General features: G+C 65.2%; 15 protein-coding genes, 1 tRNA gene and 1 pseudogene. 11 read left to right on the top strand and 6 right to left on the bottom strand.

From position 1 onward, the window contains the following. Positions 1-84 precede the first annotated feature (84 nt). The 5 genes and pseudogenes from JOF28_RS14480 to JOF28_RS05840 all read left to right on the top strand — a co-directional run. Positions 85-804: pseudogene (locus JOF28_RS14480) on the top strand (pseudouridine synthase); the annotation flags it as partial. A gap of 1,388 nt (positions 805-2,192) precedes the next feature. Continuing rightward, the gene (locus JOF28_RS05855; RefSeq protein WP_209704919.1) at positions 2,193-3,287 is read left to right on the top strand and encodes a prephenate dehydrogenase; all 1,095 of its coding nucleotides are present in this window, start codon (positions 2,193-2,195) and stop codon (positions 3,285-3,287) included. Next, positions 3,272-4,024: a (d)CMP kinase gene (gene cmk / locus JOF28_RS05850; protein WP_209704918.1), complete on the top strand. Its 753-nt coding sequence runs from the start codon at positions 3,272-3,274 to the stop codon at positions 4,022-4,024. Before JOF28_RS05855 ends, cmk begins: the two co-directional genes overlap by 16 nt. Beyond that, positions 4,024-5,592 (top strand): ribosome biogenesis GTPase Der, encoded by a 1,569-nt coding sequence (gene der, locus JOF28_RS05845; protein WP_209704917.1) that lies wholly within the window; start codon positions 4,024-4,026, stop codon positions 5,590-5,592. Before cmk ends, der begins: the two co-directional genes overlap by 1 nt. 186 nt (positions 5,593-5,778) lie before the next feature. Further along, positions 5,779-6,651: a DUF817 domain-containing protein gene (locus tag JOF28_RS05840; protein WP_209706832.1), complete on the top strand. Its 873-nt coding sequence runs from the start codon at positions 5,779-5,781 to the stop codon at positions 6,649-6,651. Here JOF28_RS05840 and JOF28_RS05835 read toward each other — a convergent pair. From JOF28_RS05835 to JOF28_RS05825, 3 genes are all read right to left on the bottom strand, one after another. Continuing rightward, positions 6,641-7,015 carry a DUF4190 domain-containing protein gene (locus JOF28_RS05835; RefSeq protein ID WP_245189883.1) on the bottom strand — a complete coding sequence of 125 codons (375 nt, stop codon included), beginning with the start codon at positions 7,013-7,015 and terminating at the stop codon, positions 6,641-6,643. The genes JOF28_RS05840 and JOF28_RS05835 overlap by 11 nt on opposite strands. 143 nt (positions 7,016-7,158) lie before the next feature. After that, positions 7,159-8,691 (bottom strand): MFS transporter, encoded by a 1,533-nt coding sequence (locus JOF28_RS05830; RefSeq protein ID WP_209704916.1) that lies wholly within the window; start codon positions 8,689-8,691, stop codon positions 7,159-7,161. A 79-nt stretch (positions 8,692-8,770) separates the two neighbouring features. Then, a complete protein-coding gene (locus JOF28_RS05825) occupies positions 8,771-9,373 on the bottom strand; it encodes a TetR/AcrR family transcriptional regulator (protein WP_209704915.1) in 603 nt (200 codons plus the stop codon). A 147-nt stretch (positions 9,374-9,520) separates the two neighbouring features. Between JOF28_RS05825 and rraA the strand changes: the two genes are divergently transcribed. Continuing rightward, positions 9,521-10,009: a ribonuclease E activity regulator RraA gene (gene rraA / locus JOF28_RS05820; RefSeq protein ID WP_209704914.1), complete on the top strand. Its 489-nt coding sequence runs from the start codon at positions 9,521-9,523 to the stop codon at positions 10,007-10,009. Next, the gene (locus JOF28_RS05815) at positions 10,006-10,725 is read left to right on the top strand and encodes a lysoplasmalogenase family protein (protein ID WP_209704913.1); all 720 of its coding nucleotides are present in this window, start codon (positions 10,006-10,008) and stop codon (positions 10,723-10,725) included. The genes rraA and JOF28_RS05815 overlap by 4 nt, the downstream gene beginning before the upstream one ends. 7 nt (positions 10,726-10,732) lie before the next feature. Here JOF28_RS05815 and JOF28_RS05810 read toward each other — a convergent pair whose 3' ends face one another. Beyond that, positions 10,733-11,731 carry an NUDIX domain-containing protein gene (locus tag JOF28_RS05810; protein ID WP_209704912.1) on the bottom strand — a complete coding sequence of 333 codons (999 nt, stop codon included), beginning with the start codon at positions 11,729-11,731 and terminating at the stop codon, positions 10,733-10,735. A gap of 45 nt (positions 11,732-11,776) precedes the next feature. Here JOF28_RS05810 and JOF28_RS05805 point away from each other — a divergent pair, with 45 nt between their 5' ends. From JOF28_RS05805 to JOF28_RS05795, 3 genes are all read left to right on the top strand, one after another. Next, on the top strand, positions 11,777-12,214 hold the full coding sequence (locus JOF28_RS05805; RefSeq protein ID WP_209704911.1) for a pyridoxamine 5'-phosphate oxidase family protein: 438 nt from the start codon (positions 11,777-11,779) through the stop codon (positions 12,212-12,214). Positions 12,215-12,359: 145 nt separating this feature from the next. Then, a tRNA-Pro gene (locus tag JOF28_RS05800) sits at positions 12,360-12,433 on the top strand. Between the two features lie 196 nt (positions 12,434-12,629). After that, entirely contained in the window at positions 12,630-13,709 is a 1,080-nt protein-coding gene (locus JOF28_RS05795) for a DUF4241 domain-containing protein (RefSeq protein WP_209704910.1), read from the top strand. A 351-nt stretch (positions 13,710-14,060) separates the two neighbouring features. On the opposite strand, the gene JOF28_RS14920 is transcribed toward JOF28_RS05795, so the two are convergent. Further along, entirely contained in the window at positions 14,061-14,204 is a 144-nt protein-coding gene (locus tag JOF28_RS14920; RefSeq protein ID WP_425342476.1) for an antitoxin VbhA family protein, read from the bottom strand. Between the two features lie 102 nt (positions 14,205-14,306). Continuing rightward, on the bottom strand, positions 14,307-14,684 hold the full coding sequence (locus JOF28_RS05785; RefSeq protein WP_209704908.1) for a nuclear transport factor 2 family protein: 378 nt from the start codon (positions 14,682-14,684) through the stop codon (positions 14,307-14,309). Between the two features lie 81 nt (positions 14,685-14,765). Here JOF28_RS05785 and JOF28_RS05780 point away from each other — a divergent pair, with 81 nt between their 5' ends. Continuing rightward, positions 14,766-15,164: a MerR family transcriptional regulator gene (locus JOF28_RS05780; protein ID WP_209704907.1), complete on the top strand. Its 399-nt coding sequence runs from the start codon at positions 14,766-14,768 to the stop codon at positions 15,162-15,164. Positions 15,165-15,201 lie beyond the last annotated feature (37 nt).

The following is a 15,201-nucleotide window of genomic DNA, read 5'->3' as shown; positions in this document are numbered from 1 at the left end:
GCGGGATCCGGAACAGACGACGATGACGATGATGATGATTTCGACGACGACCCCCGGGGCGAGATCGACCCCGATGACGGGCGCATCAGGCTGCAGAAGGCGCTTGCACACGCAGGCGTAGCTTCGCGCCGCGCATGCGAGTCGCTCATCACGACTGGCCGCGTCACCATCAACGGTCAGGTCGAGCACGAGCTGGGCTCGCGCATCGACCCCAACACCGATGACGTGCGCGTTGACGGCGTCGTTGTGCAGCTCGACGTCTCGAAGCGTTACTTCGTGGTCAACAAGCCCGAGGGCGTTGTCTCCACGATGAACGACGAGCACGACCGCCCCGACCTGCGTCAGTTCACCAAGCTGGTTGACGACCGGTTGTTCAACGTCGGCCGTCTCGACACCGACACGAGCGGTCTGCTCATTCTGACGAACGATGGCGAGCTTGCCAACAAGCTGGCTCACCCGAGCTTCGGCGTCACCAAGACCTATGTTGCGAAGGTGCGCGGCCGCATGACCGGATCGGTCATTCAGCAGCTGAAGTACGGCGTCGAGCTGAAGGACGGCCCGATCCACGCAGACCGGGCACGCATCCTCTCTGACGGTGGCGGCGGAAAGTTCTCGCTCGTCGAGCTGACCCTGCACTCGGGCCGTAACCGTATTGTGCGCCGCATGCTGGCCGAGGTCGGGTTCCCCGTCATCGAGCTCGTACGTCGCCAGTTCGGCCCGCTGAACCTCGGCACCCTGCAGCTCGGCGAGATGCGTGAACTCGCAGCCGCCGAACGCGGTGCGCTGCTCTCTGCGGCCGAACGCGGTCCCAAGAGCGATGACGATACCGGATCAGACGGGTTTCGCCCCCGCGCTCCCCGTGACGACCGCGCACCGCGCGGCAAGGGAGGAAAGCCGATGAAGGGTTTCAAGGGCAAGGGTGGCCGTGGCTTCGTAAAGAGCTACGACCGCGACGAGATCACCGCTGGTCGCCCCGGCGACGGCAAGGGTGCCCGCGGCATGCGTGGCATCGCAGCGCGCGGTAACCCCCACGGCCGCCGCACCGCTCCGAGCGAGGGCGGCACAGAGAACGGCTACAGCCAGCGCCCCGAGCGCGCAGGCTACTCGAGCGACCGTAACGAGCGTGGCGCAGCGCGTCCCGAGCGTGGCGGTTACAGCAACGATCGTAATGATCGTGGCGCAGCGCGCCCCGAGCGTGGCGGTTACAGCAATGATCGTAATGATCGTGGTGCTGGTCGTCCCGAGCGTGGCGGTTACAGCAGCGACCGCAATGATCGTGGTGCTGGTCGTCCCGAGCGTGGTGGCTACAACAACGATCGTAATGATCGTGGTGCCGGTCGCCCGGAGCGTGGCGGTTACTCGAACGATCGCAACGATCGTGGCGCAGCGCGCCCCGAGCGTGGTGGCTACAACAACGATCGTGGTGCTGCCCGTCCCGAGCGTGGCGGTTACAGCAATGATCGTAATGACCGTGGTGCAGGCCGCCCGGAACGCGGTGGCTACAGCAACGACCGCAACGATCGCGGCGCTGGTCGTCCCGAACGCGGCGGCTACTCGAACGACCGCAACGATCGTGGTGCTGGTCGCCCGGAGCGTGGCGGTTACTCGAGCGATCGTGGCGCAGCGCGTCCCGAGCGTGGTGGCTTCAGCAACGACCGTAACGATCGTGGTGCTGGCCGTCCCGAACGCGGCGGTTACTCGAATGATCGTGCGCCTCGTAATGACCGCAATGATCGTGGCGCTGGTCGCCCCGAGCGTGGTGGCTACTCGAACGACCGTAACGATCGTGGCGCAGCGCGTCCCGAACGCGGCGGTTACTCGAACGATCGTGCGCCTCGTAACGACCGCAACGATCGCGGTGCTGCGCGCCCCGAGCGTGGTGGTTACAGCAACGACCGTAACGATCGTGGCGCAGCGCGTCCCGAACGCGGCGGTTACTCGAACGACCGCAACGATCGCGGTGCTGGCCGTCCCGAGCGCGGTGGCTACTCGAACGACCGTGCACCTCGCAGCGACCGCAACGATCGCAGCAGCGACCGCGGCGGTTACTCAGAGGATCGCGGCAACAACCGCGGTGCCAGCCGTAACAGCTACTCGAACCAGCCCAGCAACAGCCGTGGCGGCAAGCCTGCTCACGACCGCAACTCAAACGACCGCAACTCGGGTGAGCGCGGGTACCGCGGAGGGTCGCGGTGACCGAAGCTCCACTCGTAGCCCGCACCACGGGCCCCGTGCACGTGATTGGTGCGGGCTTGCTCGGCGCAAGCGTAGGCCTCGGCCTGCGCGAGCGCGGAGTTGACGTCACTCTTGAGGATGCGTCGCCGACTACGGTCGCGCTCGCCGCAGACTACGGTGCGGGCCGAGCCCGCACCGCAGCCGACGCCGAGCCTGCGCTCGTCGTCATTGCGACTCCTCCCGATGTGACGGCAGATGTGGTTGAGGGCGCTCTCGCCCGGTTTCCGAATGCCGTGGTCACCGACGTTGCGAGCGTCAAGCTCGCCCCGTTTCAAGAACTGACCCGGCGCGGCATCGATCTCACGAACTACGTCGGCTCGCACCCCATGGCTGGGCGCGAGCGCGGCGGCGCGATCATGGCGCGCGCCGACCTCTTCGTCGGCCGCCCCTGGGTGGTCTGCCGCGACGGGGAAACCCCCGCGGCAGCCCTCGCGCTGGTCGAGGCAGTTGCCCTCGACCTGGGCGCCGTGCTGATCGAGATGACTCCCGAGGAGCACGACCGCTCGGTGGGCCTCGTGTCCCACCTGCCGCAGGTCGTCGCGAGCCTCACGGCGGCGCGACTGATGCAGGCGAGCGAGCCCGCGATTGGGCTTGCTGGCGGCGGGCTGCGCGACACCACGCGCATCGCGGCGAGCGATCCCGAGCTGTGGGTGCAGATCTTGGGGGCCAACCGCGGCCCCGTGGTTGAGCTGCTCGAAGCGTTCTCTGCCGATCTGGCTGAGTTCGCAGACGCGTTGCGTGATCCGGATCAGCCTGGTGCCAAGCGTCGCATCGCTGATCTGCTCGCAGCGGGCAACACCGGGGTGTCTCGAATTCCCGGTAAACACGGATCTGCCGAGCGATTCGCCGCAATTACGGTGCTCATCGATGACAAGCCGGGCCAGTTGGCCCGATTGCTCACCGAACTCGGAGAACTGGGCATTAATATGGAAGACTTGCGCCTTGAGCACTCTCCGGGCGCGCAAATAGGTTTTGCCGAGATCGCTGTGCTGCCCGAAGTGGCCGAGCGTGCGATCTCAGATCTGGTGGAACGCGGATGGAGGACGCTGTGACAGACGCTGCGACGAATGCTGCGCACGACGTGGGGGCGCCTGGCGACCCCATTCTCGTGGCCATTGATGGCCCCGCGGGCAGCGGTAAGTCGAGCGTTTCACGCGCCTCAGCCGATCGCTTAGGCTTCGGCATTCTCGACACGGGAGCGGCCTACCGGGCGCTCGCGTGGATTGCGTTGCAGGCCGGCGTCGACCTCGACACCGAGGCCGCCGTTGTGCAGCTGATGGATGCGTGGGCATTCTCGATCACGATGCGCGGTGAGCAGCGGGTCACCGTGGGTCTCGCCGGCGCAGAACCCATCGATGCGACCGCAGCGATTCGTGAGCACTCAGTGAGCGGGCAGGTGAGCCGGGTGTCGAAGCACCCCGTGGTTCGCGAGCGCCTCAATGAGATGTTTCGTGAGCTCGTCGCCGCATCTGGCCTTCCCGGTGTGGTGATTGAGGGCCGCGACATTACGACGGTGGTGGCCCCCGATGCCCCCGTACGTATTTTGATGACCGCGTCAGCTGAAGCGCGTGCGTCGCGCCGAGCTGGAGAACTAGAGGGCCTGTCGCACGCGCAGGTGCTCGCAGATATTGCCGCGCGCGACGCGAAAGACGCGCTCGTGGTCGACTTTTTCAACCCCGCCCCTGGGGTGACGCTCGTAGACACGAGTGACCTGAACTTTGAACAGTCCGTACAGACTGTGATTGACATCGTAGAAGCGGTGCGTCTGCCCGCGGGAAAGAGCGAATAATGACGACGGAACACAACGACGGCGAGTTCGCCGACGTACCTGAGACCGAAGTGTTCGACGCCTCGGCCGTGCCCGCGGGCGAGGTCATCGACGGCGAATACGACGGTGAAGTATTCGACGGAGAGGTGACCGACGAGGAGCGCCTGCGCGCCATGCGCTCAAACCTTGACCGGTTTGACCTCGAAGCTGACGACCTCGCGATCATCGGCGAAGACGGCGAGTTTCTCGGCTTCTCAGAGCAGCAGTCTGAGCTGCTTCCCGTCGTCGCTATCGTCGGCCGCCCGAACGTGGGCAAGTCGGCCCTCGTCAACCGTATTCTTGGCCGCCGCGAGGCTGTTGTGGAAGACAAGCCGGGCGTCACGCGCGACCGCGTCAGCTACCAGGCCGACTGGAACGACAAGCGGTTCTCGCTCGTTGACACCGGTGGCTGGGAGCCCGACGCACGCGGCATTGATGCTTCGGTAGCCCTGCAGGCAGAGATCGCCATCGAGCTGTGCGACGTCGTACTGTTCGTGGTCGACTCACGCGTTGGCCCGACCGCCACCGATGAGCGCGTTGTGCAGCTGCTGCGCCGCACCGACAAGCCCGTCTTCTTGATCGCCAACAAGGTTGACGATGCCGTGCTCGAGCCCGAAGCTGCTCAGCTGTGGGCACTCGGCCTGGGCGAGCCCCACCCCGTATCGGCGCTGCACGGCCGCGGCGTTGCCGACCTGCTCGACATGGTCATCAAGGTGCTGCCCGATGAGTCGGCTGTTGCTCAGCCCAAGCTCGTCGGCCCCCGCCGCGTGGCGATTCTCGGCCGCCCGAACGTGGGCAAGTCGAGCCTGCTGAACAAGGCCGCTGGTGAAGAGCGCGTCGTCGTGAACGACCTCGCGGGCACCACGCGTGACCCCGTAGACGAGCAGGTTGAGATCGCTGGCCGCGTGTGGACCTTCGTCGACACCGCCGGTATTCGCCGCCGCGTGCACATGCACAAGGGCGCCGACTTCTACGCTTCGCTGCGCACCACGGCCGCGCTTGAAAAGGCCGAGGTGGGCGTCGTCATGCTCGACGTGACGCAGGAGATCAGCGACCAAGATCTGCGCATCATCGACCTCGTGCTCGAGTCGGGCCGCGCGCTCGTGCTCGCGTTCAACAAATGGGATCTGCTTGACGAGGATCGTCGCCGCATGCTTGACCGCGAGATCGAGAAGGATCTCGCGCACGTTGAGTGGGCGCCCCGCGTCAACATCTCAGCGCGCACCGGCCGCCACCTCGAGAAGCTCGTGCCCGCGCTTGAAGCAGCGCTTGACGGCTGGGATACCCGCATCCCCACCGCCAAGTTCAACGGCTTCCTCGCCGAGCTCGTGCAGGAGCACCCGCACCCGCTGCGCGGTGGCAAGCAGCCGCGTATCCTCTTCGGCACGCAGGTGCAGAACCGCCCGCCGACGTTCGTGCTGTTCTCGACCGGGTTCCTTGACCCGCAGTACCGTCGCTTCATTCAGCGACGTCTGCGCGAGAACTACGGTTTCGTGGGCACGCCGATCGTGACGAACATGCGTATTCGCGAGCGTCGTCCGCGCGCGTAATCGTCAAACATTGAGGCGCAGTACCAATTCACTCGAATTGGTACTGCGCCTTTTTGCTGCCATTTTGGGGGCCGCGAACGTGTGGCCTAGCCTGGCTGCGTGGGTAATGACAAGAAAAGCGAACGATCCGGCGCGAACGCGGGCGCCGAGATAAGCGCTGAGATAAGCGCTGAGACCAGCGCCGAGATGAGCGTCGATAAGACGCGGCTTGAGCTCGCGATCGATCGCGCCGTCCACCGACTGCTCGCGCGAAAGCCCGCCTCAGGCCGGCGCGCAGTGTTCATCGAGTGCGTCGTGTTCGTACTGAAACAGGCGTGGGCGTGCGTCTTTGGGGCGCTGATGCTGCTGGCGATGATCGCCGCGCGGCTGTGGTACCCCGACGATGCCCCGCTGGCCCGCAATGACGCGCTCACGATCACCGCGATCTTGATTCAGCTGGGCATGCTCGTGTTTCGGCTCGAGAGTGGCCGCGAGCTGTGGGTGATTGTGCTCTTCCACATCGTGGGCACCGGTATGGAGCTCTTCAAAACCGATGTGGGGTCGTGGGCGTACGAAACCGAGGGCGTGCTGCGCATTGGCGCTGTGCCCCTGTTTACGGGGTTTATGTACGCCGCGGTGGGCTCGTACATGGTGCGCGTCTACCGGCTGCACGCGCTGCGGTTTACAAGGTACCCGCCGATCTGGATGACCACGGTGCTCGCCGCCGCCATCTACGTCAACTTCTTCACCCACCACTTCATCATGGATTTCAGGTGGATACTGCTCGTGCTCGTGGTGGCACTGTGGGCGCGCACCGGCATGCACTTTCGCATTTGGCGGGTGACGCTGCGGGTGCCACTCGTGCCCGTCTTTGCCGGAGTGGCCCTGTTCATCTGGTTTGCCGAGAACATCGGCACGTGGGCGGGGGCGTGGATCTACCCGAACCAGACGGCGGGCTGGGAGCTCGTGTCACCGCAGAAACTCATCGCGTGGTTCTTGCTGATGATTATCTCGGTGGTGATGGTCACCTGGGTGTACCGGCCCACCCCGCCCGAGGCGGTGTCGCCGGCTACGGAATGAGGGGCATACCGAAGAACTGAATGCCCACCGCGGCAGCCGACAGCGTCAGCGCGAGGATGATGATGATGCCGACCGAGAAGGCGAGCATCGCAATGTTGAGCCACACGCCCCACAACGCCAGCGTGCGCTCGGTCGTCTTGCGGCGCAGCGATACCAAGCCGAGCACGAGACCGAGCACCGGCACGACGAAGGTCCAGCCGCTCACCACTGAGGCGAGGCCCAGCACAAAGCTGGTGATGGCGAGGCCGCGGGCCGTCTCGGCCTGCTTGTCGGCGGGCGACACTGCCGCGAGGGGCGTGGGTGACCCGTGCGCATCCTGCGCAGTGACGGGGGATGTCTGCTGGAAAACGTGGGTCGAGCTCATGATGAACTTCTTTCTCGCCGCGGCTGTGCCGCTGCATCGGTGAAGCCACCTAATCTGCGGTGGTGTATTCAACGTTACGCAGCGGGCCGCGGTGCCACATCGGGCGTAGGTACCGGGGTCGTCATACCCCGGTACCATGGCCGTTAGTGTTCGGCGCCCGAGATGTCGGTGCCCTTGGGCGTGACGACGAACACGATTGCGCCCGCGATCAGCATCAAGATGCCCCCGGTGACCCCGGTGATTTGCAGCGAGTGGGTGAATGCGGCGCCGGCCGCCTGGGCGAGACCTGCGAACTGCCCCTCCTGGGCGATCGACACGGCGGCGCCAAGCGACTCGTGCGCCTGCCACGACAGCTCGTCTGACAGCGGCGCGAGCGCGGGGCTGACGGTGAGCTCGGCCCGATAGAGCAGGGCCGAGATGCTGCCGAGCACGGCGACGCCGAGCACGGCCCCGAGCTCGTATGAGGTCTCTTCGAGGGCGCCTGCGCTGCCGGCTTTCTCCTCGGGCGACCCCATCATGATCATCGCCGAACCGATCGCGAGCGACCCCATGCCCACGCCGATGAGCGCGAGCGACCCCAAGATAACGGTGACGTCGAGGCCACCGGGAGCGACGCCGAGCAACAGCAGGCCGATGCCGGCGAAGCCGATCCCGCCGGCGAGCACGGCACGGGTGCCGATGTAGCGGGCCGCGAGGGGAGCGGCGAGCGAGGCGAGGGCGCTCGTGATCGCGATGGGGAGCATCTGAATGCCCGCCTCGATGGGGCTGGCCCCGCCGACGAGCTGCAGCCACTGCGCGAGCAGCAGCATCGCCGCGGCCATCGCAAACATCGACCCGAGGGCCGCAATGATGCCCGCCGAGAATACGCGGCTGCGAAACAGGGCGAGATCAAGCAGCGGGTGTGCGCTGCGCACGCACCGGGCGCCAAACCAGGCCAGCAGGGCGAGGCCCGCGAGCAACGCGATCCAGGCATCGATCGCGGTGAAGCTGGCGGTCTTGCCAAACATTTTGATCGCCCAGATGGTGAGCGTCATGCCCACCAGGGCAAGGCCAGCTGCTAAGAAATCGAGCTTGCCGGGGTTGGGCACCCGCGACTCGGGCAGCAGCAGCACACCGGCCGCAAACGCGATCAGCATCAGCGGCACGTTGACGAGAAACGCCGAGTGCCACGAGAAGTGCTCGAGCAAGAACCCGCCCAGCAGCGGCCCGATCGCCGCGCCCAGGCCCGACACCGCGGCCCAGATGCTGAGTGCGGTGGCCCGCTCACGCGGGTCGGTGAACATGACACGAATCAGCGACAGTGTCGTCGGCATGATCATCGCACCGCCCACGCCCAACAGCGCGCGCACCGCAATCACGGCGTCGGCGGTGGGTGCCCAGAGCACGAGCAGCGAGGCCACCCCAAAGATCAGGTACCCGAGCAGCAGCATGCGCTTGCGACCCCAGCGGTCGGCGATCGCCGCGAAGGGCACGAGCAGGCCTGCAAGCACGAGCGAGTAGACGTCGATGATCCACAGCTGCTGGTCTGAATCGGGGTGCAGCTCGGCGGCCATCTCAGGCAGCGCGATATTCAGAATCGTCATGTCCATCATGATCACGAGCAGGCTCGCAGTGAGCACCGCGACGGCGGCCCAGCGGCGACCGCGCGACAGCGTGGTGAGGGTGGGGGAGGACATGTGCGAAAAGCCTTTCAAAGCGGGAAAGTCAGGGGGCGCGCGCAGTGATTGCGCGCGCGGGGTGCTGGCGCGCTGCGGCCTAAGCGGCCGCGGTGCGCGGGGTGGGTGAGCTGGGATCCGGATCAGGCATCGCCATCAGCGCCTTGATCGTGCGCAGCAGCGTGCCGTGATCGAGCGGGGCCTCGTTGAGGCCCGCGTGGATGGTCACCCCGTCGTAGTAGGTGACGATCGCGGTGGCGCGCTCGTGGCCAATCTGGCGCGCGAGCATCTCGATGAGCCGGTCGTTCCAGCGCAGCGCGAGGGCACGCAGGTGCGGATCGACGGTGGCCGTGGTCATCAGCGCAATGTCGGCCTTCAGTGTGCGCTCATCGGCCAGAAACTCGATCAGCACATCGACGAAGGGCTCGGGGTGCGCCACCACATCGTCGATGAGTGTCGCCATGCGGGCGAGCGCGACGTCGGTTTCATCGGCCAATACCTGCAGCGCGGCATCACGAATGTCATCGATCGAAGAGAAGTGCTGCGTGGTCGACCCGAGCGGCACATTGGCGCGTGCGGCGACCGCCCGGTGCGTGAGGCTGGCCGCCCCGTTTTCGACAATGAGCTGCGTGGCGGCAGCGAGGATCTCGCGGCGGCGGGCCTCGGGGTCGCGGCGCCTGGCGGCATGGGGTTCAGCGGTCATTCCGCTAGTGTACTTGTGTACATGTACGTTTGTACATCTGCGGGATTGTGTCGGCGATCCGTAAGATTCACCCCGTTTGTCAGTACAACCCGGTAGCGTGGACGTATCTTGTGGCAGGGTAGCCACAGGGGGAAGAGAGAATCTGTCATGGCCGAAATTAGCACCGCTGATCTCTATGACGAGCGTGGCAAAGCACTGCAATCGCTTTCGCTGCAGCTGCAAGACATTGGTGGCATGACCGGGTTCTCGGGCCCCGTGCGCACCATTCGCTGCTTTCAAGACAACGCTCTTGTGCGCCGTGCCCTCGAAAGCCCGGGCAACGGGGCGGTGCTCGTCGTCGACGGTGCCGGATCGCTCGCAACCGCGCTGGTCGGTGACCAAATCGCCAGCCTTGCGGCCGACAACGGCTGGGCCGGGCTGATCGTCAACGGCGCCGTGCGCGATCGCATCGCCATCGGCACCCTGCCCATCGGCGTGAAGGCACTCGGCTCAAACCCCGCCAAATCCACCAAAACCGGGGAGGGCGAAGTAGACGTGCCCGTCGACATCGGCGGCATCACCTTCGCCCCCGGCGCCTACGTGTGGTGCGACGAAGACGGCGTGCTCGTCGACCCCGCAGGTAACGCAGGGGCATGACCTTGGCAGTGCGCGAGGCGCACGCCACCCTGGGCACACGCTGGAACAGCGCGCAGGCCACCCTGGGGGCAAGGCTCATACCCTTCGCGCCCTATGCGGTGATCTCGGTCATTCACGTGGCCGCAAGATTCGCCGAACACCCGATCGACGGGCCGACCAAACTGCTGCTGATGCCGGCGCTCGCCGCAGCGGTGCTGTGGGCGTGCGCCGGGCTGCGGGCACGTGGCGCGATCGCGCTGCTCATCACCGCAATCCTGTGCTCATGGCTGGGCGACGGTGCGGGCACCTTCTTTCCGATGCTGCCCGACGAGCTGCCCGCCATGCTCGCCTGCTTTGGGGTTGCGCACGTCGCCTATCTGGTGTTGATGTGGCGGGGGCGCGGGATCGCACAACGCGGGTTTCCGGTGTGGGCGCTCGGCTATGTGCTCGCGTATGCGGCGCTGATGGCGACGCTGCTGCCCCGCACGGGATCGCTTGCGGCGGCGGTCGCCGTATACGGGGCACTGCTCGTGGGCACGGCGGCGGTTGCCTCGCGCTGCGGCGCGGTGGTGGCGTGGGGCGGCGCCTGGTTTCTCGTCTCTGATGCGATCTTGTCGCTGCGCTTCTTTGCGCCCGAGATCATGCCAGATTGGACGAGCGGGGCCGTGATGCTCACCTACACGCTTGGGCAGGGGCTGCTCGGCTATGGCATCGTGGCGGCGCTGCGCCGCCGGTAACCGGGCGCTACTCGCGCGAGGTTTCGGCGTCGGTAGGTCCGGTGGGCACCGTGAGTTCGGTGGGCACGGTGAGATTGGCGGTTGCCCCGGCCGGCTCGGGCAACTCGGGGAGCAGCTTCACCAGGGTCTGCGTGCCGTGAATGCTCGAGGCGCCCGCGGCCCCCACGCGCACCTTCAGCTCGGCATCGCTTGTGACCACGGCCACGAGTGCGCCCTCGGCCGCGCGCGCATCGGTCTCTTGGATGATGGCGTCATCACCCAGTTCAACGGCATCGAGGACCTGCACCAGGGATCCGGGGGCAATGCCCCGGGCAACGCCCTCAGTCACCATGATCCAGTCAGGAAAGACCCGGTCGAGGCCCGGCACGCGAGACTCAGGCACGCCGACGAACCCCGATCGCAGGCCATCGGGCGAGGCGGCCAGCAGATCGAGCCGATCGCGCAGGCGCTCGGCCGCGCCGCGACGATCCTTCCACCAGCCATTGGGCACGCTGCCGATTACGTTCGCGGCATCGACGATCACCGCGGGCGGGGCGACGAGCAGCGGCTTCAAGATCTCCCAGCTCGCCGCGAACGCGGGGTGCAGCGGCAGCTCGGTCACCTGATCGAGCGGCACCCAGGCGAGCGCGTGGCTCTCGGCGTCGGTGATGCTCGGTTCGAACGGCGTCGTGACCTCGGCAATGAGCGTGGTGTAGGCCCAAACTCCGCGATCAAGCACGTGCGTGAACCGGGGTCGCAAGCAGTCATCGGGCACCCCGGCCTCTTCCTGTGACTCCCGGATCGCGGCATCGATGGGCGACTCGCCCTCGTGCCGGGCACCGCCGGGAATGCCCCAGGTATCGCCGTGATCGCTCCAGGTCACCCGGTGCTGCAGCAAAATTGCACCGCGGCCCTCGTCGCGCGCACGATCAATCACGAGGAGGCCCGCCGCGCCAAAGCGCCCCCAATAACGCGCGCCGTCGGCGGCGGTGATCCAGGCATCGCCCGAGTTTCGCTGGTCGCTCATTCACTCAGCGTAGCGGGCGCACGATATTTGGGTGAGAATGAAGACATGGATCGCAACGAAGTGCCCGTCATTGTGCTGAACTCGCAAGAGTGCTGGAAATTACTGCGGCTCGAAACGGTGGGGCGACTCGTCACGCACGTGGGTGACATCGTTGACATCGTGCCGCTCAACTTCGTGGTCGATGACGAATCGATCGTGTTTCGCAGCGCCGCCGGATCAAAGCTTGCCGGCCTCACCGTCAACAGCTCAGTGCTGCTTGAGGTTGATCGGTTTACCTCTGAACGCGGCTGGAGCGTGGTCGTACACGGGCGGGCAGAAGTGCTCGAACGAGAAGCTGAGATCGCGGCGGCGGCCGAGCTGCCGCTGACGCCGATGGTGTCGAGCGCGAAACCCACATTCGTGCGCATCAACGTTGACTCAGTGCGCGGCCGCCGGTTTCTCTTTGAGGGAGGAGATCTGGCCGACGTGCTGCAGGAGGGATGAGGGTGCTCTGGCAGGTAGGTTGAGCCCCAATTTGGGGGTGTTTCGGTTCGATGCGACGCGCCGAGCGGCCTCGATTTCGCGCCTTCGCCCATTCTCGGTAATATTAAGGGGTTGCCTTCGGGAAGTTCGCTTCGAGAAGTAACAACGGGTTGTGGCGCAGCTTGGTAGCGCACTTGACTGGGGGTCAAGGGGTCGCAGGTTCAAATCCTGTCAACCCGACAAAATACCCCGGAACAGCGTTGAGAAATCAACGAAGTTTCGGGGTTTTGTTGTATCTGGAAGTTGGTTGGTCAGCGGTTGGCTAACATTTGGCTAACACGGCGAATGGCCGCAGGGGCATCCGTAAATGCTTCCTCCGCATGCAGGCGCACTGGGTTTCTATCGCAGGCCGACGTGTTCTGGTAGCATTCCGCTCATGACGAGCAGCAGCGAGTCGCGCCATCCCGCTGAGGAGCGCGTGCAGGAATTCATGGCCGAGTTCGACGCGCAGTGGCATTCCGCCGCGCCCGCGTTCGAAAATCGTGATCCCGCCAACCCGCTGGACCCGTTCAAGCTCTGGCACGGTCTGATGGCACAGACGACGCGGAACCATTTCACCGACTCATCGACTATAGCCCTCGGGCAGTCCTTCGACAGGCCCGCCCAGTACGGGCCTGACGCGGAGTGGTTCCTCCGGTCTGAGGGGCACGAGAACGTCGCCTACGTGCTGACCCAGAGCACCTCCCCGCTCGCGAGGATTCATGAGTACACAGTGCGAGTGCAGAGCGAGGACTGGAAGATCTCGGCGATCACCGATCACTCCAGCGACCCGATCTTGCCATTCGTTGATCGCGTGAGCATCGACGCGAGTGTGCAGGAGTGCGCTGTCGGCGCGCCGTTCACTGAGATGCCGGAGGCGGAGGCGCAGCTGGACGAGGTGCGCAACTTCACGGATCGCGAGGTCACCCGTGCGCGCGACGGCGAGACCTCTCGGGTGGAGGTCTCTGGGATCGGCACCCTCGTCACGAGCACCGGAGTGCTGACGGTCCTGGATTTCGGCTACGACAACGACGATGCCCACCCGCTCTCCCGCACGGTCAACCCGGGCTCCTATCCAGTCGACCGGGTCACGGCGTTCGGCCGCAACGCCGCCGTGCGGGTGCGCTTCAGCGACCAGACGCCGGTCGCCTGGCATCCGGCGTCCATTCCGGGCAGTGGCCACGTGGTCGGCGTCGATGCGGGGTGCGTCGTCATAGCGGACTACGTCGGCTACGCGTCGATGACGCGGCGCGATAAGGCCGCGGCGTTCGACAATTTCACCGCGATCGAACGCCCCGCGACGCTCGAGTTCTCGCTCGGGGATGCGGGGGTGGGCTTCGCTGCTGACTCCGGGTACGGCGACGGCAGCTACCCGGTGTACTGGGGTGAGGACGCGAACGGGGAGGTCGCAGAGCTCGTCGTTGACTTCATGGTGCTCGTCGCCGCGGACGACGACGGCGTCCTCAAACACATGTAGAACGGGCGGCTCGTTCCCATCGAGGCAACGGTTTCCGCTGCAGCGAGGCGTTCGGTGTAGCGAACTGCTCGAATTTGAACTCCGCGGTCGCTGCGATGAATCAATTGAGACAGATCCCTGCCGGCCGCAAAAACCTACTAGACCACAACCGCCAGAAACACCGTTAATGAGATAGTCCCCTGACCAGGGTTACGTGCTCTCCCTTGTGGCATCAGCAGGCGGGGTGAATCCTGGCGTTAGCCGATGGTCGTGGTTGTTGTGGTCAGCGCGTGGAATCGGTAATAACAGGGGACCAAAACGGGACCAGTTCAGAGTACCGTGGTCCCCGAAATCAAGTAGGGGTCTACGAACTCAGCTGAGTCCATACCGAGCGCGAACTCGATCAACAAGTTCATCAGAATCGATGCTTTCGGCGATGTAGGAGGCAGCATCGGCGAGGGTAGCGTCTGACACGGTCAGCCCCTCCGATCTCGCCGCTATGAATTGAGGCTTCACTTTTTACTGCCACGAGTGGCACTAAATGACCGGTTGGTGAAATAGAACTTTGAGGTTTTGAAAGGGGCTGCTGTCGGGGTAGGCGAGAGTGCGGTCAGCCGCTCAGCTCTCGTTCATTGTCGCCAAACGCAGAGTGTCCCAATGCTCGCGAATCAAAGTGATGCGTTCGCTGTTGTGCTCGATTACTGCAGCTAGCGGCACGTCCACCGTGCGTCCGTCCTCCGCGCGATAGCTGCCGATGCACTCGGCGAAGCACCGATGCGATCCGGCATCATGGATCGTGGCGTCTGAAATTCTGAGCCCGGAGGACTGCGCTGTGCCGAGTCGATCGCGCACGGCCTGCACACCGACCACGCGGTCGAGTAGCCCGAGCGATGGGCCGTACGGAAACCCGAGTACCACCGTGTCAGACAGATGCCTGAAAAAGGCCTCGCCCTCGTTGAAGTCGGCCAATGCTTTGTGGGCCACGGATACAGTCATGGTTCGTCCTCTCGTCGTCGGATACTCTGACAATGGTCGAACCTCAGGTCGACCTGAAGTCAAGTCGAAGGGGCTGGAGCTATGGCAGGATCGACGATCGGCCAGACGGCCGCGCGTCACCGAGTGCCGGAGCACGTGCTGCGGCACTGGGAAGATGTTGGTGCGCTGCGGCCGCAGCGCACGTCATCGGGCCACCGGCGCTACCTCGCTGAGTACGACTGCCAGATCGAGCTGATCCAGTGCGGTAAGGCCGCTGGGCTCAGCTTGGGGGAGATCGCCGTGATGCTGCACGGCCCAGTTGACCTCAGGGCGCCACTGCTGTCGCGCCGCCTCGTGGTCCTCGAACGTGAAGCGCTGGAGATCGAAGCGTCCGTCCGAATGCTTCGGCACGTGTCCGTGTGCGACGCCATAGGTAGCTGCTCCAAATGTGCGATGCCTCACGAAACCTTTAGATATCCACTCGTGGAGCAGGCACGCTAAGTCTGGTTAGCTCGATCCCGGCCACATACATGCTGTC

The sequence above is a fragment of the Leucobacter exalbidus genome, assembly GCF_017834145.1.
In the GTDB taxonomy this organism is placed as follows: domain Bacteria; phylum Actinomycetota; class Actinomycetes; order Actinomycetales; family Microbacteriaceae; genus Leucobacter; species Leucobacter exalbidus.
The sequence above is the reverse complement of the archived record's forward strand: the minus strand, read 5'-3'. Positions and strand labels throughout refer to the sequence as shown.

What these genes read in the sequence shown, in the direction of transcription:
- cmk (WP_209704918.1), top strand. Translation starts at nt 3,272, where the DNA reads ATGGAGGACGCTGTGACAGACGCTGCGACGAATGCTGCGCACGACGTG.
- der (WP_209704917.1), top strand. Translation starts at nt 4,024, where the DNA reads ATGACGACGGAACACAACGACGGCGAGTTCGCCGACGTACCTGAGACC.
- JOF28_RS05840 (WP_209706832.1), top strand. Translation starts at nt 5,779, where the DNA reads ATGAGCGTCGATAAGACGCGGCTTGAGCTCGCGATCGATCGCGCCGTC.
- JOF28_RS05835 (WP_245189883.1), bottom strand. Translation starts at nt 7,015, where the DNA reads ATGAGCTCGACCCACGTTTTCCAGCAGACATCCCCCGTCACTGCGCAG.
- JOF28_RS05830 (WP_209704916.1), bottom strand. Translation starts at nt 8,691, where the DNA reads ATGTCCTCCCCCACCCTCACCACGCTGTCGCGCGGTCGCCGCTGGGCC.
- JOF28_RS05825 (WP_209704915.1), bottom strand. Translation starts at nt 9,373, where the DNA reads ATGACCGCTGAACCCCATGCCGCCAGGCGCCGCGACCCCGAGGCCCGC.
- rraA (WP_209704914.1), top strand. Translation starts at nt 9,521, where the DNA reads ATGGCCGAAATTAGCACCGCTGATCTCTATGACGAGCGTGGCAAAGCA.
- JOF28_RS05815 (WP_209704913.1), top strand. Translation starts at nt 10,006, where the DNA reads ATGACCTTGGCAGTGCGCGAGGCGCACGCCACCCTGGGCACACGCTGG.
- JOF28_RS05810 (WP_209704912.1), bottom strand. Translation starts at nt 11,731, where the DNA reads ATGAGCGACCAGCGAAACTCGGGCGATGCCTGGATCACCGCCGCCGAC.
- JOF28_RS05805 (WP_209704911.1), top strand. Translation starts at nt 11,777, where the DNA reads ATGGATCGCAACGAAGTGCCCGTCATTGTGCTGAACTCGCAAGAGTGC.
- JOF28_RS05795 (WP_209704910.1), top strand. Translation starts at nt 12,630, where the DNA reads ATGACGAGCAGCAGCGAGTCGCGCCATCCCGCTGAGGAGCGCGTGCAG.
- JOF28_RS05785 (WP_209704908.1), bottom strand. Translation starts at nt 14,684, where the DNA reads ATGACTGTATCCGTGGCCCACAAAGCATTGGCCGACTTCAACGAGGGC.
- JOF28_RS05780 (WP_209704907.1), top strand. Translation starts at nt 14,766, where the DNA reads ATGGCAGGATCGACGATCGGCCAGACGGCCGCGCGTCACCGAGTGCCG.